General features: G+C 36.7%; 17 protein-coding genes. 7 read left to right on the top strand and 10 right to left on the bottom strand.

The window, feature by feature from the left end; genetic code table 11:
• Positions 1-15: 15 nt before the first annotated feature.
• Positions 16-1,209, top strand: coding sequence for a Coenzyme F420 hydrogenase/dehydrogenase, beta subunit C-terminal domain (locus tag SYN6308_RS08215; protein WP_017293958.1), 1,194 nt, complete (start codon positions 16-18; stop codon positions 1,207-1,209).
• 914 nt (positions 1,210-2,123) lie between these two features.
• Positions 2,124-2,981 carry a carboxylating nicotinate-nucleotide diphosphorylase gene (gene nadC / locus SYN6308_RS08220; protein ID WP_017293959.1) on the top strand — a complete coding sequence of 286 codons (858 nt, stop codon included), beginning with the start codon at positions 2,124-2,126 and terminating at the stop codon, positions 2,979-2,981.
• 118 nt (positions 2,982-3,099) lie between these two features.
• Here the strand turns inward: nadC and SYN6308_RS08225 are convergent, their stop codons facing one another.
• Both SYN6308_RS08225 and SYN6308_RS08230 read right to left on the bottom strand, forming a co-directional pair.
• Complete coding sequence (locus SYN6308_RS08225; RefSeq protein WP_017293960.1) at positions 3,100-4,734, bottom strand: alpha-D-glucose phosphate-specific phosphoglucomutase; 1,635 nt, start codon at positions 4,732-4,734, stop codon at positions 3,100-3,102.
• 113 nt (positions 4,735-4,847) lie between these two features.
• Positions 4,848-6,458 carry a CTP synthase gene (locus SYN6308_RS08230; RefSeq protein WP_017293961.1) on the bottom strand — a complete coding sequence of 537 codons (1,611 nt, stop codon included), beginning with the start codon at positions 6,456-6,458 and terminating at the stop codon, positions 4,848-4,850.
• A 237-nt stretch (positions 6,459-6,695) separates the two neighbouring features.
• On the opposite strand from SYN6308_RS08230, the gene SYN6308_RS08235 reads away from it, so the two are divergent.
• Together SYN6308_RS08235 and SYN6308_RS08240 are read left to right on the top strand one after the other, a co-directional pair.
• A complete protein-coding gene (locus SYN6308_RS08235) occupies positions 6,696-6,938 on the top strand; it encodes a hypothetical protein (RefSeq protein WP_017293962.1) in 243 nt (80 codons plus the stop codon).
• Positions 6,935-7,357: a type II toxin-antitoxin system VapC family toxin gene (locus tag SYN6308_RS08240; protein WP_017293963.1), complete on the top strand. Its 423-nt coding sequence runs from the start codon at positions 6,935-6,937 to the stop codon at positions 7,355-7,357. The genes SYN6308_RS08235 and SYN6308_RS08240 overlap by 4 nt, the downstream gene beginning before the upstream one ends.
• A 142-nt stretch (positions 7,358-7,499) precedes the next feature.
• On the opposite strand, the gene SYN6308_RS08245 is transcribed toward SYN6308_RS08240, so the two are convergent.
• The 6 genes from SYN6308_RS08245 to pstS (SYN6308_RS08270) all read right to left on the bottom strand — a co-directional run bounded on the left by SYN6308_RS08245 (position 7,500) and on the right by pstS (SYN6308_RS08270) (position 14,003).
• A complete protein-coding gene (locus SYN6308_RS08245) occupies positions 7,500-8,288 on the bottom strand; it encodes a hypothetical protein (protein ID WP_017293964.1) in 789 nt (262 codons plus the stop codon).
• A gap of 315 nt (positions 8,289-8,603) precedes the next feature.
• Positions 8,604-9,416, bottom strand: coding sequence for a phosphate ABC transporter ATP-binding protein PstB (gene pstB / locus SYN6308_RS08250; protein ID WP_017293965.1), 813 nt, complete (start codon positions 9,414-9,416; stop codon positions 8,604-8,606).
• A 137-nt stretch (positions 9,417-9,553) separates the two neighbouring features.
• The gene (pstA, locus tag SYN6308_RS08255) at positions 9,554-10,438 is read right to left on the bottom strand and encodes a phosphate ABC transporter permease PstA (RefSeq protein WP_017293966.1); all 885 of its coding nucleotides are present in this window, start codon (positions 10,436-10,438) and stop codon (positions 9,554-9,556) included.
• Between the two features lie 42 nt (positions 10,439-10,480).
• The gene (pstC, locus tag SYN6308_RS08260) at positions 10,481-11,440 is read right to left on the bottom strand and encodes a phosphate ABC transporter permease subunit PstC (RefSeq protein WP_017293967.1); all 960 of its coding nucleotides are present in this window, start codon (positions 11,438-11,440) and stop codon (positions 10,481-10,483) included.
• Between the two features lie 229 nt (positions 11,441-11,669).
• Positions 11,670-12,794 carry a phosphate ABC transporter substrate-binding protein PstS gene (gene pstS, locus SYN6308_RS08265; RefSeq protein ID WP_017293968.1) on the bottom strand — a complete coding sequence of 375 codons (1,125 nt, stop codon included), beginning with the start codon at positions 12,792-12,794 and terminating at the stop codon, positions 11,670-11,672.
• A gap of 57 nt (positions 12,795-12,851) precedes the next feature.
• The gene (gene pstS, locus SYN6308_RS08270; RefSeq protein ID WP_017293969.1) at positions 12,852-14,003 is read right to left on the bottom strand and encodes a phosphate ABC transporter substrate-binding protein PstS; all 1,152 of its coding nucleotides are present in this window, start codon (positions 14,001-14,003) and stop codon (positions 12,852-12,854) included.
• A gap of 299 nt (positions 14,004-14,302) precedes the next feature.
• Between pstS (SYN6308_RS08270) and SYN6308_RS22120 the strand changes: the two genes are divergently transcribed.
• The 3 genes from SYN6308_RS22120 to SYN6308_RS08285 all read left to right on the top strand — a co-directional run bounded on the left by SYN6308_RS22120 (position 14,303) and on the right by SYN6308_RS08285 (position 19,700).
• Positions 14,303-15,346 carry a PstS family phosphate ABC transporter substrate-binding protein gene (locus SYN6308_RS22120; protein WP_052312595.1) on the top strand — a complete coding sequence of 348 codons (1,044 nt, stop codon included), beginning with the start codon at positions 14,303-14,305 and terminating at the stop codon, positions 15,344-15,346.
• A 304-nt stretch (positions 15,347-15,650) separates the two neighbouring features.
• Positions 15,651-16,379 carry a biliverdin-producing heme oxygenase gene (locus tag SYN6308_RS08280; protein ID WP_017293971.1) on the top strand — a complete coding sequence of 243 codons (729 nt, stop codon included), beginning with the start codon at positions 15,651-15,653 and terminating at the stop codon, positions 16,377-16,379.
• A gap of 402 nt (positions 16,380-16,781) precedes the next feature.
• Entirely contained in the window at positions 16,782-19,700 is a 2,919-nt protein-coding gene (locus SYN6308_RS08285; RefSeq protein WP_017293972.1) for a DEAD/DEAH box helicase, read from the top strand.
• A gap of 419 nt (positions 19,701-20,119) precedes the next feature.
• Here the strand turns inward: SYN6308_RS08285 and SYN6308_RS08290 are convergent, their stop codons facing one another.
• Positions 20,120-21,160, bottom strand: coding sequence for a potassium channel family protein (locus tag SYN6308_RS08290; RefSeq protein WP_017293973.1), 1,041 nt, complete (start codon positions 21,158-21,160; stop codon positions 20,120-20,122).
• A gap of 64 nt (positions 21,161-21,224) precedes the next feature.
• Entirely contained in the window at positions 21,225-21,428 is a 204-nt protein-coding gene (locus SYN6308_RS08295; RefSeq protein ID WP_040466841.1) for a hypothetical protein, read from the bottom strand.
• Positions 21,429-21,499: the final 71 nt, after the last annotated feature.

Below are 21,499 nucleotides of genomic sequence, written 5' to 3' on the forward strand. Positions count from 1 at the left end.
ATAAAAAAACATAACATGACTGCAATTACTTCTCATCAAAAAGCCAAAGCCTTAAAACCGGGTAGTCGTCGCCCTGCGAAAGATTTATGTAGCGAGTGCGGATTGTGTGACACTTATTATATCCACTATGTGAAGGAAGCCTGTGCTTTTATTAATCAACAAATTGCCGAGTTAGAAGCCGATGCCCATGGGCGTAGTCGAGATTTAAACAATGAGTATGACGTTTATTTCGGTGTCCATCAAGAGATGATGTCAGCTAAGAAAAAACAACCCATCGAGGGAGCTCAATGGACTGGTATTGTTAGTTCGATCGCCTGTGAAATGTTAACTCAGGGGCTAGTAGAAGGGGTTGTATGCGTTCAAAGTGACGAAAACGATCGATTTCAACCTAAACCTATTATCGCCACCACTACAGAGGAAATTTTGGGGGCAAGAGTCAACAAACCTACTTTATCTCCTAATTTATCTATCTTAGAGCAAGTGGAACGATCGGGCATGAAACGGCTATTAGTGATTGGAGTGGGTTGTCAAATTCAGGCTTTACGAGCGGTAGAAAAACAACTAGGATTAGAAAAACTCTATGTTTTAGGCACTCCCTGCGTGGATAACGTCACCCGCGCTGGATTACAAAAATTCTTAGACACTACGAGCAAGTCTCCTGATACGGTTGTCGCTTACGAATTTATGCAGGATTTTCGAGTGCATTTCAAACACGAAGACGGTAGTATCGAAAAAGTGCCTTTCTTTGGCTTAAAAACGAATAAATTGAAAGACGTTTTTGCCCCCTCCTGCATGACTTGCTTTGATTATGTTAACTCCTTGGCGGATTTAGTGGTAGGTTATATGGGAGCGCCCTTTGGTTGGCAGTGGATTGTAGTCCGCAACGATACGGGCAAAGAGATGTTAAACTTAGTGGAAGATCAACTTAACACTCAACCTGTAATGTCTAAAGGCGATCGTCATCAAGCCGTACAAAACAGTATCCCTGCCTACGATAAAGGGGTAACACTACCCATGTGGGCAGCACAATTAATGGGGGTTGTCATTGAAAAAATAGGCCCTCAAGGGTTAGAATATGCTAGGTTTTCCATCGATTCTCATTTTACTCGTAACTATCTTTATGTGAAGCGTAACTATCCAGAAAAGTTAGAAAATCATGTGCCGAATTACGCAAAAAAAATTGTCTCCCAATATAAGTTACCAGAATAATAACTGAATTTGTTATTGCTCGATCGAGAGGCTGTCAACTTTTAGCCTCTTTTTTTATTGTGGCAATGTTCAAATTTATTTTCGATGTGGGTAATTAGGGTTGGCTGAATAAATCAGAAAACTATTAAAATCAATGGTTTAGACACACTACATTAACCAAAAAGTGCACAACTTTGAGTATTTTTAGTCAAAAAATGAGCATTTTTTAGATTATTTATAATAAAATACTTTTATAATAATATGTTTGTGCAAAACCTTAAAACCTTGATTTTTGTGTTAGTTATTCCCTTTTTCCTTTTCCCTCTTCCCTTTTCCCTACCCTCAGCAAAATACTATGAGGCAAACCCTAATTACCATAAATAATATATGATCATTTGTTGAGGGATAATCAAAATTAAGAAATCTTGTGAAGTACCTAACACTAACCTTGCGGTATAGTGTAGGCTTCTCGTCTCAAATGCCACTGCTTTATCTTACTCCGAACTCAATCTGAGTATGATCAAGACTTACACAGCATCTCTAGTATTGCTACCTTTATGGCTTTCGCCAACCCGAGCAGGAAACTGCCTTCCGCAGTCTCATAGAACAAAAAATTCTATTTGCATCTCAACCTTGCCATTACTTGGTATTGGGCTGATTACTTCCCTAGACTCTGCCGAGTACATACTTTATGCCACAAGGGCGGCCTCTTAGTCAGCTAGCTGGGTCAATGACCAACTTCATCTTACCAAATGGATGTTCTATTTGACAATATTTTTTCTGAAAATATCATCAAACAGAACGTTTTTTTGCTGGTCGAAATTCCTGCCGTAGGCACTGCGTAGCAGCCCCCACACTGATTTTGTGGGACTTTTTTGTCGTAAAATACAGTGTGGGACTTCTTTCTCCCATTTAAAGTTAAAAAATTAATGATGATGATAACGCCTATTCCTTCTCCCTTGATTTTAGATAAATTATTACATGATTGGTTATTAGAAGATATTGGTAGGGGCGATCGAACTACTGATTGTATTTTTCCAGTGGACTCGCCCCAAGGTAAAGCCTATTGGATAGCCAAAGAAGAAGGTGTCATCGCAGGATTACCCATAGCGAAAAGAGTTTTTCAATTATTAGAAAATGATATTAAATGGCATGATTTAGCATCAGATGGAGAAACACTGACCATAAATAGTAAAATCATGGACATAGAAGGGAAAATGAAAACCTTACTTACAGGAGAAAGACTTGCCCTTAATTTAGTCATGAGGTTAAGTGGTATTGCGACAATGGCAAAAAAATATGTGGAAGCAATACAAGACTATCCCACAAAATTAGTCGATACTCGTAAAACGACTCCGGGTTTGAGAATTCTCGAAAAATATGCCTCCCAAGTAGGCGGTGCGATGAATCATCGTATGGGTTTAGATGACGGCATCATGATTAAGGATAACCACATCCAAGCCTCTGGAAGCATCGGTAAGGCAATTCAACTCATCCGTAAAACCATGCCTTATCCTCTCTCTATTGAGGTAGAAACCAGCAATTTAGAGGAGGTAACTGAAGCCATCAACCATCAAGCCGATATTATCATGCTAGATAATATGTCAGTGGCAGAAATGACAAAAGCTGTCATCTTGATTCGACAAGAAAACCCTCTTATCAAAATTGAAGCCAGTGGTAATGTCACCCTTACTAATATTCGCCATATTGCGGAGACTGGAGTTGATTATATCTCAACCAGTGCAACTATCACTCGATCGAGCTGGTTAGATATTAGCATGAGATTTAATTAAGAATTAAGAATTAAGAATTAAGAATTAAGAATTAAGAATTTTCTCCTACTCTCCTACTCTCCTACCCTCCTACTCTCCTATTCCCTAATTCCCCAACTCCCTAACACCGCAACACTTATTAAGTAATTACCGTTGGCACATCACGGTTAGTGAATTTCTTGATTTGGGCAATTTCTTCCGCTATATTAATCAATTCCCCTAATGCCTCTTGGGTGTCTAAATCTTGTTTATTCACATCAGGTTCATAGCTTTCGAGATATACTCTTAATGTAGCTCCTTTTGTGCCTGTACCTGACAAACGGAAAATAATCCTCGAATCGTCAGTAAAACCAATACGAATACCTTGATTTGTTGTAACACTACCATCCACAGGATCAGTGTAACTGAAGTCATCGACATAGGCAACGGTATAATTACCAAACTGTTTGCCTTTTAAGGTGTCAAATTGGCTTCTAACATGGTTAACTAATGCGTTTGCACCTTCCGTGGCTACTTCTTCGTAGTCGTGACGAGAATAAAAATTACGTCCGTATTCTTTCCAGTGCGATCGAACTATATTTTCTACAGATTCTCCTCTTACTGCCACAATATTTAACCAGAAAAGCACCGCCCAAAGTCCATCTTTTTCTCGGATATGATTAGAACTCGTCCCGAAACTTTCTTCACCACAAATAGTAGCTTTATCTGCATCTAAGAGATTGCCAAAAAATTTCCATCCTGTGGGAGTTTCATAACAATTAATACCCAGTTTTTGAGCTACTTTATCCACTGCACCACTGGTGGGCATCGATCGAGCTACACCCGTTAAACCTTGTTTGTATCCTTTCACTAAATGAGCATTGGCAGTAATCACAGCTAAACTATCACTAGGATTGACGAAAAAATTACGTCCTAAAATCATATTGCGATCGCCATCACCATCAGAAGCAGCCCCAAAATCAGGTGCATTATCAGCGAATAAAACATCAACTAAACTTTTAGCATACACCAAATTTGGATCAGGATGTCCACCGCCAAAATCTTCCAACGGTACACCATTAATTACAGTGCCTGTTTTTGCCCCTAATCTACCCTCAAAAATTGCCTTCCCATAGGGACCTGTGACAGCGTGTAAAGAGTCCATACACATAGCAAAATCCCCCTGAGAGAGAAGATTTTGCAGTAAATCAAAGTCAAAAAGAGACTCCATTAACTCAAGATAAGGTTGTACCGAATCGATTACCTCCACATCCATTGTACCTAACTTAAACGAGCCTACATGATTTAAATTAATGTCCGCCGCCTCTAAAATTTGATACTGAGTAATCGTTTTAGTTTTTTCAAAAATTGCTTCGGTAACTTTTTCCGGAGCAGGTCCACCATTGCTAATATTATATTTAATGCCAAAATCTCCATCAATACCGCCGGGGTTGTGGGAAGCTGAAAGAATAATCCCCCCATAGGCTTGGTTTTTGCGAATAATAGCAGAAGCCGCTGGAGTGGAAAGAATCCCATTTAAACCCACTAACACCCTAGCGATACCATTAGCCGAAGCCATTTTGAGGATAATTTGGATAGCCTGACGATTATAATAACGTCCATCACCACCCAAAACCAGAGTTTCACCCATGATTCCTTCGAGACTGTCAAAAATAGATTGAACAAAATTCTCTAAATAGTGAGGTTGTTGAAAAACCGTTACGGCTTTGCGTAATCCTGATGTACCCGGTTTTTGATCATTAAAGGCTTGAGTTGTTACTGTAATAATACTCATTCTTAACAATAAAGTTACTTAAATTTATTTTATGCCCTTAATGTACTTTAAAATTGAGCAATTAAACAGAGAAATTAGGAATGAGAAATTAATTAACATCAACTAAAAAACATTTAACTTACATTTTCAGTAAACCCTACACAAGCCTTAATAAAACCGATAAATAAAGGATGAGGTTGACTAGGGCGAGATTTAAACTCAGGATGAAATTGAGTTGCTAGGAAAAAAGGATGATTAGGTAATTCTATAATTTCTACTAATCTACCATCGGGAGATGTGCCACTAACTTGATAGCCCGTCTCTAAAAATTGGTTACGATAACTATTATTAAATTCGTAACGATGACGATGACGCTCATAAATAACCTCGTCTTGGTATAGAGAATGAGCAAGGGTATCAGGTATTAAACGACAAGGATAGACTCCTAAACGCATTGTACCTCCTAAGTCCACTACGTCTTCTTGTTCGGGTAATAAGTTAATCACGGGGTGAGGAGTTTCTTCGTCAAATTCGGCACTATTTGCTTTTTCTAATTGGGCGGTATTTCTTGCCCACTCGATAACACTGCACTGCATTCCTAAGCATAGTCCAAAAAAGGGAATTTTATGCTCTCTTGCATATTCAATGGCTTTGACTTTGCCATCAACTCCTCGATTACCAAAGCCCCCCGGTACAAGAATACCATTAACATCTTTTAAATATTTGTCTGCTCCATGAAGTTCAATGTCTTCTGCGTCCACCCAAATTAGTTCAATTTCGGCTTGGGAATGGATACCTGCATGGATTAAAGCCTCCACCACTGACAAATAAGCATCACTGAGTTTAATATATTTCCCGACGATCGAAATTTTTAGTTTATGCTCAGGATGTTGCATTTTATTCACTAAATTTTCCCATTTTTCTAAATCGGGCGATCGATTTTCTAACCGCAACAACTGCAATACTTGATCCGCTAAACCTTCTTTTTCTAAAATCAAAGGAACTTCATAAATACTATTTGCATCGGAAGAAGTAATGACAGCTTCACTAGGCACATCACAAAATTCAGCGATTTTTTCCTTAATATTCTGGGGAATAGTGGTATGACAACGACATACTAACACATCTGGTTGAATACCGAGCGATCGAAGTTCCTTAACTGAGTGTTGAGTGGGCTTGGTTTTCAATTCTCCTGCCACAGAAATCCAAGGGATAAGGGTAACGTGTAAATAAAGTACATTATCGCGCCCTACATCCTTACGAAATTGACGAATCGCCTCAAGGAAGGGTAAAGATTCAATATCTCCCACCGTACCACCAATTTCCGTAATTACCACATCAGGGCTATTATTTTTCGCCACTCGATGGATTCTTTCTTTAATTTCATTGGTGATATGAGGAATAACTTGTACCGTTGCACCCTGATAAATACCCCGCCTTTCTTTATTGATTACCGCTTGATAAATTGAGCCAGTGGTGACACTATTAAGCCTAGAACTGGAAGTATCGGTAAAACGTTCATAATGCCCTAAATCTAAGTCTGTTTCCGCACCATCATCGGTAACAAAAACTTCCCCGTGTTGATAAGGACTCATTGTTCCCGGATCTACGTTAATATAAGGGTCTAACTTGACGATCGAAACTGAGTAATTACGAGACTTTAGCAACCTTCCCAAACTAGCCGCCACAATTCCCTTGCCAATACTGGAAACCACACCACCAGTCACAAATACAAATTTAGTCATTTTCTAATTCGTCAATAAATATAAAAATTAAGATAAGGTGGCTAATATCCACAATTCAAAATCTTATCCTATAACTGATCTCTCATTTTTAAGATCGATCGACGAGAGTAAATTTACCATACTCTTTATAGAAACAATTTAATCTTGATGAAAGTCAAGCATAGACAATAAGCAATAGTATCTTGTAATATTATATTATATCCTTAATAATTATTTGATTCTAGGAGATAGTAAACTATGACTTTACTAGAAATTGTTAAATTAGTTGGTAACTTGTCACAGGAAGATAAAGATTCCCTTTTTGAGATTCTCAAAGAAGAAAAAATAAAAGTTCCACAAAAGACAAAATCTAATAATGAAACTTTCTGGGAGATGACATTAAGATTTCGAGAAAAAATGGAACAGGAAGGAATAGAGTTTGATGACGCAGATTTTGCCGATTTAAGAGATAAAAGTGTTGGCAGAGAGGTAGAACTTTGAAATATAAATATCTATTAGATACAAATATTATTTCTGAAATTAATAAAAAAATTCCTAATCAATTTGTAACTGAAAAAATGACCATTCATCAGAAAAAAGTAGCCACCGCTTCTCCCGTGATTCATGAGCTTTTATATGGTTGTTTAAGATTGCCTCCGGAATCAGCTAAAAGAAATTTTTTACTGAATTATATTAAGCAAATACCGTTAACAATGCCTATTTTTAGTTATGATTTAGAATCTTCACAATGGCATGGAGAAGAAAGAGCTAGATTATCAAAAATTGGCAAAACTCCAGCATTCATAGATGGACAAATTGCCAGTATCGCTTATTGCAATAATTTAATTTTAGTGACTAATAATGTTAGTGATTTTGACTCATTTAATGGATTACAAATTGAGAATTGGCTTCTCAAATAATTAAATAAAATTTCAATACTTTATTTGATTAAAAGCAGTAAAATTGGACAATGAAAAAAACCCTACTTTGTTAGCTGACAAGGTTAACATCAACCTTGTTTAAGACATAATTTATCACGACGAGAAGTAAGAAAGCCTTGCCTTATTTGTTTAAATCAATTAATCCTAAAAAGTTATTAATATTTTGTATGATAGCTTCTTGTTCTGTTGAATCACCCTTTAAGGGTAATAAAATTTCTTCTCCCCTATTTAACATAATTTTAGGGCGAAAAACCTCATGGGAATCATGATATTCTTTCACAAAAGTAACTTTTTTTATTTCTCCTAATCGATATTCTTTTACTTGATTTTGAAACAAATTTTTGTCTTCAATTAACATTTTTCCCATACTTTTATTAAATATAATGTTTGTCTTTCTAAAATGGGTTAATCCTCCCATCATTAAACCACTACCTGCTAAGGCAAATAAACCACCAAAACTATAGGCAAATAATCGATCGTCTTGTTTAATTGTCAAGGAGTTTTCATTAATATTTTGGATAAATTCATTAATTTTACTCACTTTATTGGCTTTATTTTTTTCTCCTGAACTATACATTATGCTTAAGGGAATCATTCCCATATTAGTATCTAATTCTACTCGATAAGTTGGGCTATCACCATCACTATCAATTCCTAATTTTGCATTATATAATCTTGGGATATTAGTCTTTTTTTGACTGATTAATCCCTGTTGAATTAAACCACAAGAAATCTGATTTATTTCGATACGATCGCACTTTAAAATATGAACTTTGCCGATCGATAAAATAACCCAAATTCCCACGAGAAAAAATGGACTACCAAACAATAATAAAAATAATCTTCCTAAATAAATTTTAGAACTATATCCTAAAGATAATAAATTAGAATTTTGCTGAATAATTTTCATAATTTATCCCTGATTATATAATTAGAAATTGCTGAAAAAGTCAATTGATTAGGGTTTTAGCTTAACCAGCGAGAAGCTCCACACTTTGTTTTTGAAAAAAAAAAAATTAAACAAGTGTGGGATGAATCGCCAGTGACGTGGTATAATAACTAGAAAGTGGGGCTGGGCGTGTTCCTCACTATAAAATGCCGTAGTGGGAAAGAAGGAGTACCACGATAGAATTTCAAGAAGGATAATTTCCGCTTGAAGCCTACACTCTACGAATGTGAGTGTATGGAGCGTCACTACTTAAAATCAGTATTAATTCTCAAAGATTTACCCAAATCGTCCGCTAACATAATCTTTGGTGGACTGTTCTTCTGGGTTACTAAAAATTTTCTCAGTGTTATCATATTCCACTAAATAACCGATTTTACTGCCTTTACCCACCGCTTCCGCATTGAAAAAAGCTGTCATATCAGCTATCCTCGTGGCTTGTTGCATATTATGAGTAACAATTACGATCGTATAGTTTTCTTTAAGTTCCTGCATTAATTCCTCCACTTTCAGGGTAGAAATAGGATCAAGAGCAGAACAAGGTTCATCCATTAATAATACTTCAGGTTCAGCGGCGATCGCCCTTGCAATACACAATCTTTGTTGTTGTCCACCAGACAAAGAAAAACCACTTTCTTTTAACTTATCCTTCACCTCATCCCACAAAGCAGCCCGACGAAGGGAAGTTTCTACTAACTCATCTAAATTATCCTTATAACCATTTACCCTTGCACCATAAGCAACATTATCATAGATAGTTTTCGGGAAAGGATTAGGTCTTTGAAATACCATTCCAATACGTTTTCTTACCACCACAGGATCAATATCTTTAGCATATAGATTTTGTCCATGATAAGTAACAACACCTTGAAGTTTAAAAGAACTAATTAAATCATTTAAGCGATTTAAACATCTTAAAATAGTACTTTTACCACATCCAGAAGGACCAATAAAAGCAGTAATTTTTTGAGAAGGAATATCTAAATTTACACCCCTAACAGCTTTATGACTACCATAAAAAATGTCCACATTTCTTAATTCAAATACGGGAATCTTAACAGATTCTTCTTCATATATTAATGATTCTTCCATGATTTTTTTCTTATTTAATTTAATATAATTTGACTAATAAATGAAATTTTCAGAACTTAGAGCAATCCTCTTTGAATTGTGAGATTTTAAAAAACGATAGGAGAGAGTATTGTTAATTGTTAATTATTCATTACTTATTAATAAATTTTTCTACGAGTAGCTAAACGAGCTAAAATACTGGTTATTAATACTAAGAATACCAAAATTAATGACCCTGCCCACGCTAATTCTTGTTGTGGTTTAAAAGGTAAAATCGCAAAATTATAGACTAATACCGATAAAGTGGCGATCGGTTCTTTAAACCCTTGCACAGACACATTAGGCCAAAAGTTCGAGAATAACGCTGTAAAAATTAAAGGAGCAGTTTCTCCCGCCGCCCGTGCGATGGCAAGAGTCACCCCAGTAATAATACCGGGTAGAGCCGCAGGAAGGACAATTTTTATTACTGTCTGATACTTATATGCACCAACTCCCAAAGCCGCCCAACGAATTTCTTGAGGTACAATTTTTAAAGCCTCATCGGTAGTCCGAATAATCGTAGGTAACATCAACACCGCTAAAGCCACACCCCCAGCAATGGCAGAAAAACCTACAATACCGCTAGAGACTAATAAACCGAAGGCAAAAATCCCCGCAATAATCGAAGGAACACCACTTAAAACGTTAGTAGCGAAGCGAATACTGGTGGCAAACTTATTGTTGTTACTGAACTCAGACAGATATACGGCGGCTAATACCCCAATAGGTACAGCAATAATTACAGCAATACCCACTACTACCAAAGTTCCAATAATCGCATTGGCTAAACCCCCTTCACTTAATCCGGGAGGAGGAGGTAATTGGGTAAATAAATCAAAATTGAGACGACTAAAACCCTGTACAATAACGAAAAAAAGTACGGCAACTAAAGGAACTAAAGTTACTACCATACATAAAGCACTTAACCCTGTCATTACCGAGCCTAAAATCACCCTAGGGCTAGATGATTTCTTTTTTAAACTGCCTATACTAAGAGTACTCATAAAATTTTTAAATATAAATATGAATCAAATAATTATTCATTGTTACTCGTATTTTGCTTTTACTTGATTAACAATATATTCTGCAAGGATATTGACAATTAACGTTAATAACATTAAGACTAAACCTGCATACATCAGCGCCGAAATTTGTAACCCACTAGCTTCTGCAAACTGGTTGGCGATCAAAGATGCGATCGTGTTGGCTGGGTCTAAAATAGAGATACTGATACGGTTAGAGTTACCAATAATCATCGTTGCCGCCATAGTTTCTCCCATAGCACGACCTAAAGCTAACATAATTCCTCCCATAATCCCTGAAATGGCTGCTGGAATTAAAACTCGGAAAATAGTTTCCCAACGGGTAGCCCCCAATCCAAGGGAGGCTTGACGTAAATCGGGGGGTAAGGAAGCGAGGGAGTCACGGGAAATGGCAATAATAATCGGTAAAATCATGATGGATAAAACAATCCCTGCTGGTAACATACCCGGTCCTGCAGGGGTAGTGCTAAACAGGGGAAACCAACCGAAATTCTGATTAAGCCAAGTACCAAAGGTAGTAGTCAAAGGTATTAAGACAAAAATACCCCACAAACCATAAACTACACTAGGAATAGCCGCTAATAATTCTACTAGGAAGACTAAAACGGTGCGAATATTTTCGGGGATAAAATCTTCACTTAAAAAAACCGCCGCCCCAACTCCTAAAGGAATAGCAATGATTAAGGCAATTAAAGATGATACGATCGTACCGTAAATAACCGCAATTACCCCATATTCATCGGTGACTGGATTCCAATTACTATTGGTAAAAAAACTAAAATTAAATTCTTTGATAGCAGGATAAGCACCTACGGCAACAATGAGAGCTACACTAATCAAAATTAAGCCAATACTCAGAGCAAAGGCAAGAGTTAACCATTCAAAACCTCGATCGAAGGTTTTTTCAAAAGGGGATCTTTCCCTCATGATCAGATTATTATTAGAAGGATCAGACTGTGTCATTTTACTTAATAGTTATACTTTTGAGATCATTTTAAATAAAGTCAAATCTTCTTTTTTGAGAAGTTGATATATTTTAAAATTTCAATATGATTTTTTGTAGAAATTGTTATTAGATTATCATTAATTAATCTTTTCACGGGCAGGAAAGTTAATCAAAATAATTGACTTTATTCTTTCCTTACCTGATTCAACAATTATTGCCTATAACCTAAACTATGAAGGTTAAATTTTAGTTAACAGTGATGGTAAAATCTGGACTAATTTGATCCGCAACTTTTGCTACCGTTTCAATTACGTTTTGGGGTAAAGGAATATAACCTAAATCTGAGGCTACATCCTGCCCATAGGTTAAGGCATATTGAATCATGGCTTCCATGGCGATCGCCTTATTAGGATCATCATATTTTTGATAAGCTAAAATCCAAGTATAAGTAACAATAGGATAAGAATTTTCTCCCGGAGGATCACTAATAAAAGCGCGTAAATTTTCGGGTAACTCGACATTGGCTAGTGCATTTGTACCAGTCTCTTCCGATGGAGTAATAAAATTACCTTCTTTATTTTCCAGAATCGCCATAGGAATATTATTTTTCTTAGCAAAGCCATATTCAACATAACCGATCGAGCCTTGATTTTGTTGAATAATTGCTGTTACCCCTTCATTACCCCTACCCCCTAAAAAAGTAGCACCTTGACGACCCCATTGAACAGAAGTCCCTTGTCCTATTTGAGTATTCCATTCTGGACTAATATCCGCTAAATGTTTTGTAAACACTCCCGTAGTGCCACTACCATCAGAACGATGCACAAAAGTAATATTTCGATCGGGTAAAGTTAAATCAGGATTATCGGCGACAATTTTGGGATCATTCCAACGAGTAATCGTACCCAAGGCAATACCCACATAAGTTTCCCGACTTAATTTTAATCCTTCTACTCCCGGTAAATTATAGGCAAAAACGATCGATCCTGCGGTAACGGGTAAAAGTAAAACACCTCTACTCACCCCCGCCATCTGTTCATCACTCATGGCAATATCACTAGCCCCAAAATCCACTGTACCTCTGGTAAATTGCTCGATTCCAGCACCACTACCCACAGATTGATAATTAACTTGTAGCATTGGCACTAAGCGATTCAAGAGAACGAACCAGTTTTGATATAAGGGGGCGGGAAAAGTTGCCCCTGCACCAGTGAGGGTTAAAGGACTGGTAAAAGGTACAGTTATGGTGGGGGGTACTCCATCCTTTCCTACTCCTTCCCTAGTTTGATTATTATTACCACAGGCATTTAAACTCAGGGCAAAAGTAAGCAAGGTGAGAGATTTGATTAATCGACTTCTGATAATTACCATTGTTTTTAACTATGTAGTTATTTTTTTCCCTATAAGATAACGGAAGAAGATTAAATTCTAGTTAACGTTGATGGTAAAATCTGGAGTAATTTGATCCGCCGCCGCCGCCACTTTTTCCACAACGTTTTGAGGTAACGGAACGTAACCTAATGCTGGTGCCGCTTTTTGTCCTTCTGTTAAGGCATATTGAATCATAGCTTCCATGGCGATCGCCTTGTTAGGATCATCATACTTAGGAAAAGCTAAAATCCAAGTATAGGTGACGATGGGATAAGATTCTGCACCTTCGGGATCAGAAATAAAAGCGCGTAAATTTTCGGGTAACTCTACGTTAGCTAAAGTTGCAGAAGCCGCTTCATCGGTAGGGGTAATAAATTGTCCTGCGTTATTTTGAATGGCAGCCATAGTCAGATTATTATTTTTCGCATAACCATATTCTACATAACCGATCGCACCCTCAGATTGCATGATTTGAGCCGTTACCCCTTCATTTCCTTTACCACCGATAAATGTACCGCCATCGGGTCCCCATTGTACGGTTTTACCTTCTCCCACTTTGGTATTCCAATCTTCACTAATAGCCGCTAAGTGTTTTGTAAACACCCCAGTTGTACCACTACCATCAGAACGGTGAACAAAGGTAATAGACTTGTCAGGTAAAGTTAAATCAGGATTATCAGCAACAATTTTGGGATCATTCCACTTAGTGATTTTTCCTAAAGCAATATCCACATAGGTTTCCCTACTTAATTTTAAACCTTCTACTCCGGGTAAATTATAGGCAAAGACGATCGAACCTGCTGTAACAGGTAACATTAAAGCACCCTTACTTACTTTAGCGATTTCCTCATCTTTCATAGCAGTGTCACTAGCCCCAAAATCCACAGTACCAGCGGTAAACTGTTCTACCCCTGCACCACTACCCACAGACTGATAATTTACTTGTAATTTTGGTACTTGTTTATTCAAATCCACAAACCAATTTTGATATAAAGGAGCGGGAAAACTAGCTCCTGCACCCGTTAAAGCTACGGTATTCTCGAAAGGAACTGTAATCGAAGCTGTGGGAGCTTCCGTGGGTGTTTCTCCTCCAGTTTCTCCTCCTCCAGTAGTCGTCGTTTCACCCCCACCACCACCACAAGCAGTTAAACTCAGGGCGAAAGTCAAGACGGATAAAGTTCCTATAAACTTATTTTTAGTTCTAATCATCGTACTTTTCAGAATTATTTTTATATTTAGAGTATTCAAGTTTTTATATTAGTATAATGTTGACTTTTTTTTGGTAAAGAAAAGGTTAAGAACTTAAAATTTCGTAAAAAAAAGAGATTCTTTCTCTTAAATCTTGTAAGATAATTAAGAGAAAATGTTGATATTTTTAATGTTCATAAGATAAGAAAGGTTAAGAATAAATTAAGAAGTTTTCTGTTTCCTTATTGTCTTTTTTATTTTTTTCAAATATAACGAATATTTACTTCAATCTTTTACTTTACAGATATTTCAGAATTTTTATGCTTAATAAAAAGTCATTCTTTCCCCAAAAAACGATGGTAACAGGGTTAATCTTATCTTTGTTATTAACTGCTTGTGGAGAAACGAAACCAGAAGAATCAAAAACTGTTTCCATCGATGGTTCAAGTACTGTGTTTCCTATTACTAATTTAATTGTCGAAAAATTCAACGCTTTAGACTCCGATGATATTAGTGTGGACTCTAATTTCTCAGGTTCGATCGGCGGATTTCGTAATTTTTGCGAAGGCAAAACCGATATTAATAACGCTTCCGTACCCATTCCCCAACGTTTTATGGAGGAGTGTAAAAAAAATGGGGTTGCCTATATCGAGTTACCCGTTGCCTTTGATGCTTTAACCGTTGTCACCCACCCTAGCAATACTTGGGCAAAAACCATGACAGTGGAAGAATTAAAAACCATTTGGCAACCTTCGGCGGAAAATTCGATCGTGCGTTGGAATCAAGTTAATAGTCAATGGGCAGATAAAACCCTTAATTTATTTGGTCCGGGTAGAGATTCGGGTACTTTTGAATACTTTACTATAGCCATTATCGGAGAGAAAGAAAGCCGTAATGATTATGTGTTTAGTGAAGATGATGACGCTTTAGTTAATGGTGTAGCACAAGACCCCAATGCTCTGGGTTATTTCGGTTATGCCTATTATTCTCAACATCAGGATAAATTACAGGCGGTTTCGATCGACAATGGCAAGGGGGCGATCGTGCCTTCTGATGCCACCATTATGGATAATACCTATCGCCCCTTAACTCGTCCATTATTTATCTATGTAAATGCCAAAAGAGCGCAGGAAAACAAAGCCTTAGAGCAATTTGTGGACTTTTATTTAAGTAACGCTTCCAAAATTGTTCACGAAGTGGGTTATTTACCTTTACCTGAGTCTGCCTACGGTGTAGCAAAAATTCATTTTCAAAAAAATCGAGTGGGTACAGTGTTTAATGGTCAACCTGTGTTAAATGCTACTATAAATGAATTATTAACTCGAACCTATGCAACGGAGGGGAAAGAAGGTTACGTTTATTGAACACACTTTATTTTGTATTGTAGATTGCCTCGCAATATGTCGTGTAGCGTTGCGAGGCACGAAGCAGAAAGCAGTCTCGAAGTTAACAGCAAAAATCGGCGAATGAATGAATTTCTTTCTCAAATTTTTTCTCATAATTGATTTTTTATTTTTTGTTATGACTATTTACAACTACGAGACAAAGCTGTAAAAAATCTTAATATAAAGTAGTCTGGATTCAGTTTATTGTAGAAAATTAGCAATAAAAATGTTTTTGTAAATTTTTATAACCAGATTTTAAGACAATAAATAAGGATAAAAGAAAATGAGTGTTAATCTAGCTACCATGCTGAAAGAAGGTACAAAAAAATCCCATTCTATGGCTGAAAACATGGGGTTTATTAAGTGCTTCCTGAAAGGAGTTGTTGAGAAAAATTCCTATCGTAAACTAGCCGCCAATCTTTACTTTGTCTATGGCGCGATGGAAGCAGAAATGGAACGTTTAAAAGATCATCCCGTCGTGAGTAAAATTTATTTTCCTGAGTTAAATCGTGAGTCTAGTTTAGCAAAAGACCTTCAATTTTATTATGGTGCAAACTGGAAAAATGAAATTTCCATTACTCCTAATGGACAAGTCTATGTCGATCGAATCCATGAAATCGCCAATACTTCCCCTGAATTATTCGCAGCACACTCCTATACTCGTTACTTAGGTGATCTTTCCGGCGGACAAATCCTCAAAAATATTGCCGAAAAAGCCATGAATTTAGATGGTGAAGGTACTGCTTTTTATGAGTTTGAAACCATCAGCGATGAAAAAGCGTTCAAAAATATGTACCGTCAAGCCTTAAATGATTTACCTGTAGATCAAGAAACTGCCGATCGTATTGTACAAGAAGCCAATGACGCTTTTGGTATGAATATGAAAATGTTTCAAGAATTAGAAGGTAATTTGATCATGTCCATCGGTAAAATGTTATTTAATAGCTTAACCTCTCGCCGTCGTCGTGGCAGTACCGAATCTAACAATGCTGAATTAGCCACCGCAGAATAAGTAATGAGTAATGAGTAATGAGTAATGAGTAATAAAAGTTTGTAGAGATGTAAAATTTTACGTCTCTACCTAAATTTAGGTTGGGTAATTAATCGCTTCAAAAAATTCCTACCTATTTTTTTCGAGTATTTTATTAAAATCTTGATCACCTCGATCGTAAATTAGCTAAAATTATTAATAAACTCTTAATCTCAATATCTTAGTTCTAAATAATTACCTTGAATATTAACTCTAACTCGATACTTATTATTAACAAAATTCTTAGTTTTTTTAATAGGTTAAAAGTATATTTATTTTGATGAATCTTTATTTTGATCATTTCTTCTTTTTTTATACTCTACAATAAAATTATTCAATTAACTCTTTAATAAATATTCACTTTTAAACTCGATCGAACTTAATATGAAACCTTTAACATTAGATTTTAACACCATTTTTCCCTATAAACTAGACGATTTTCAACAAGAAGCCATCAACTACTTAGAAGAAAATAAATCCGTAGTCGTCACCGCGCCCACAGGCTCAGGTAAAACTTTAATCGGAGAATATGCTATTTATCGAGCCTTAAATCAAGGAAAAAGAGTCTTTTATACAACACCATTAAAAGCCCTTTCTAACCAAAAATTTCGAGATTTTCAAGAAAAATTTGGACAAACATTATTACCAGAAACAGGAACTTATGCTGAAATTGGTTTAATTACAGGAGATGTCTTAATTAATCCTAATGCACCTATCATTGTCATGACAACGGAAATTTTCCGCAATATGTTATACAGTACCCCCATCGGGGAAGTTGGTACATCTATTCAAAATGTGCAAACAGTCGTACTAGATGAGTGCCACTATATCAGTGATCCGGGTAGGGGTACAGTGTGGGAAGAATCAATTATTTATTGCCCTTCTAATATTCAATTAGTAGCATTATCAGCTACGATCGGCAACCCAGAAGATTTGTGTCGTTGGATTAATAACGTCAGAGATGCCCACTTTCAACAAGGAGTTAAGAGTGAATGCCAGTTGGTTAACTCCGATTTTCGTCCTGTACCATTAAAGTTTTATTTTAGTCATGCTAAAGGTTTATATGGATTATTTAATGAGAAAACTAATAAGTTAAATCCGCAATTAAAACCCTTTTTAGGTACGAATAGAAGGGGTAAATTTCATCATAAAGATTGCCCTAATATCAAGACGATCGTGCAACAATTAAGTAATAATGATATGCTCCCTGCTATCTATATTATCTTTAGTAGAAAAGGATGTGATCAAGCAGTAGAATCTTTAAGTTATTTTAACCTTGTCACTTTAGAAGAAAGTCGCAAAATATTGCTTTATTTGCTTCATTTTTTGATCATTGAAAATATAGAATTGCAAGTAAAAATAGTTGAATTTGCCAAAAAAGAGCATGAATTTGCCTATGATAAGATTATGGCTTTTATTGCTAATAATGATCAAGCGGGAGAAGAATTAGTAGATTATCTCATCGATAAACCCTTAGTAAAAGAACGTTTATTAAGATTTTTAGCCGAACATAGTGAGTTAGTTAGAAGTAGTCAAATTGAGCCATTAACTAGAGGAATTGCCGCCCATCACGCTGGAATTTTACCCGCTTGGAAAGAGTTAGTAGAGCGATTATTTGAGTTAGGTTTAGTTAAAATTGTTTTTGCCACTGCTACCTTATCGGCAGGAATTAATATGCCTGCGCGTACCACTGTAATTTCTGCGTTGAAAAAAAGAGGCGATGATGGACATCGTTTTTTAACTCCTTCGGAATTTATGCAAATTGCGGGGAGAGCAGGGCGTAGGGGCATGGACAAGGTGGGCTACGTTGTCACCGTTCAAACCCTATTTGAAGGGGCTTTAGTTGGGTCTAAACTAGCAAAGTCTTCTCCTGAACCTCTACGGAGTCAGTTCGCTCCTAGTTATGGCATGGTATTAAATTTATTACAAAAACATTCGATCGAGGAAGCTAAAGAATTATTAGAGTTGAGCTTTGCTGAGTATTTAGCACAGTTACAACTTGCTCCCCAAGAACACGCTATCACAGAATACACTACAGAGTTAACCAAGCTAGATATTATGTTAGCGGAATATAATAGTCGAGACTTGGCTAATTACGAGAAATTAAAAGAAAGAAAGAAACAAGAAAAGAAAGTCCTCAAATTATTTCAAAGAAACTGGATTCAAGCTCGACAAAGGGTAATTATGCCCTATTTAGAGACATTATCTATGGGTGCTATAGTCGATTTAAGTAGAGAACATAAAAAAAATGCTTACAGTATTCAAGGGGTTTTCATGGCACACATCCCCAACGGTAATCAAAAATTTTTGCTCTGTCTCGGCAAGGATAATAATTGGTACATTGCCTCTTTTGCCGATGTCATCGACATTAACGGCGGTAGGATGCCTAGCAGTTTACTGGAAAATATCGACATTCCCGACATTAAACAAGTCATCATCGGATTATTAGAGCATGGTAATGAGCATACCCTCTCGATTAGTCAATTAATCACGGAATATGAACAAGAATATGCTCAACCCAGTGAAGATATTATTGTACAACAACAAACGATCGCAGACATAGAACGATCGATCGTCACCAATCCCCTTGATAAAGTCGAAAAAATAGCCCAAATACTCAAAAATAATCGTAAACGCCAACTATTAAAACAAGAATTAACCCGTATTCAAACCCAATACCAGAGAGGAAAATCGAATAGTTCATATTATTGGCAAGAATTTCTCGCCTTAATCGAGATTTTGCGAGAATTTGAAGCCCTAGACGGATATAATCCCACCCCCTTAGGAGAAGCCGCCGCCGTCATTCGAGGCGAAAATGAACTATGGTTAGCCTTAGCTCTAACTTCAAAAAGATTAGATTATCTTGAACCCCATCACCTTGCAGGAGTGATTACAGCCTTAATTACCGAATCAGCAAGATTTGATACATGGGTAGGTTATCAACCCTCTCCCGAAGTATTAGAAGCGCTAGGAATACTAAAATATGATGATGTTAACTATAATCCACAAGAGGAATTAGGGGAAATTCGTCGTCGCCTTTACCAAGCGCAAAAACATCATGACATCACCATCCCCGTATGGTTAGAAAGAGATATGATCGGTTTATCTGAAGCGTGGTGTTTAGGGGAAACATGGGAGGAAATCTCGAAAAATACCACCATGGATGAAGGGGATATAGTTCGGGTTTTAAGACGCACTGTCGATGTTTTAGTACAAATACCCCAAATTCCCAGAATTGATAACAACTTAATTAAAACCGCAAAAGAAGCAGTGTTAAGAATGAGACGTTTCCCCGTAGTGTAATACGAAATTGACAGGCAATACTGCTCGGTTAAGCCCCCCAGCCCCAAACTTTGGGGGAGTCAGACTTGGTGAAACCTACCTGAGTGAACCATAAAATTTTTGGTGCTGTAAAGGTGTCCGGTGTCCGGTATCGGAAAGGGTTAAAGAATTGACAAAAAATATATCCTAATTGATTTTTTTATCTTCAATTCTTTGATCGAATTATATAATTTTCTGAAAATTACACCTGAAACCTGCAACCTGCAACCTGCAACCTGCCCTTATCAAACATTCTTACATCGAACTGAGGTTATATCGAACTGAGGTAATTTTATGCCTCTACAAATCTGAATGAACTGTAAAAACTTTGATGCTTCAGTATTTTTCCTGTCTCTTCCCTCTTAACTCCTCCCCCCATCAAAAAACTTTTTCACCCTTCCCTACTTACTATTACTGCGATTTAGTTGATAAAAACGGGCAAATTGTGGTAAATCTTCTTGGTGTCCTAATACAATCAAAACATCCCCAGAGTTAAGCAATAAAGAGGGATTAGGATGGGTAATTAAAGGCTCGTCACCTCTCCTTAAGGCAACCACGATAAAGCCTCCTTTTCCCCTAATTTCTAACTCTCTAACAGTCCTTCCCACTAAGCGAGAAGTGTTACCTACGACTAATTCTTCAATTTGAACATTAATCTGCATTAAGAGATCATTTAAGTAACTTTGTTCTTCTTTTTGAGCTAAAAAATCCACCATGCTAGGGGAAGTGATTAAATTTGCCATGCGTAAACCACTTACACTAGCAGGTAAAACCACATGATTTGCTCCTGCTAAACGTAATTTTTTCTCGGTGCTAGGAAGTTCACCTCTGGCTAAAATGATTAAGTCTGTGTTTAATTCTCTGGCTGTCAGGGTGATAAAAACGTTAGTGGCATCATTAGGTAATACTGTTGCTAAAACTTTGGCTTTTTGAATGCCAACGGTGATAAGCACATTTTCGTCAGTTGCATCTCCTTCTTGTACTAAGTACGATCGATTTTTTGCCGTAGTCAGATTTTCGGGATCATTATCAATGACGACAAAGGTTTCTTTTGTTTCGTCTAATTGTTTCGCTAAAACTTGTCCTATATGCCCAAAACCGCAGATAATAACGTGATTTTCTAGGTTAGCTAAGGTTTTCCTCTGTCGATCGGCTTCAAACGCTTTATTTATTTCTCCCTCTGTCACCATTTGAATAAAACCTCCCACTCCATAAACTGCTGAGGATGTCCCAGCGATAATAACGAACATGGTAAAAATTTTTTGAAAGGGAGTATTTAATGGTTGTACTTCCCCGTAACCCACCCCAAAAATTGTAATCACTACCATATAAACCGATTCAAGTAATGACCAACCAAAGGAAATATAGCCAAAAATAGCAACAATGATGGTTATAGCAAAAAAAATTGCTCCCACCATAACTTTTTTGAAAGAATCTTGCATAAATTTCCCTTGACAATGGTTACTTGATTGTAGGAGTTAATTAGAGATTCTGCATCTGATTTGACTAATTTTCTGTTTTATACTCATCTTGACTTTCATGGAAAGGGATAAAAGATTCTTGTCGCCAACAAGCCTCTAATAATCTAATTTTATAAAGATACCAGAAACGGCTAGGTTTCCACACGGATTCTTGTTCAATATTGGGTGTAACTGGTTGATTCAAGTATTGCCACACCGCATGACTAATTTTTTTGGCATTGTACATCATGGTTTTATTTCCCTAATAAAGTGATTATTTTTGACAAAATAGATTCACTCCTCACAACTTGGGGTTATATT

Origin of the sequence: Geminocystis herdmanii PCC 6308 (assembly GCF_000332235.1) — a bacterium.
GTDB lineage: Bacteria > Cyanobacteriota > Cyanobacteriia > Cyanobacteriales > Cyanobacteriaceae > Geminocystis > Geminocystis herdmanii.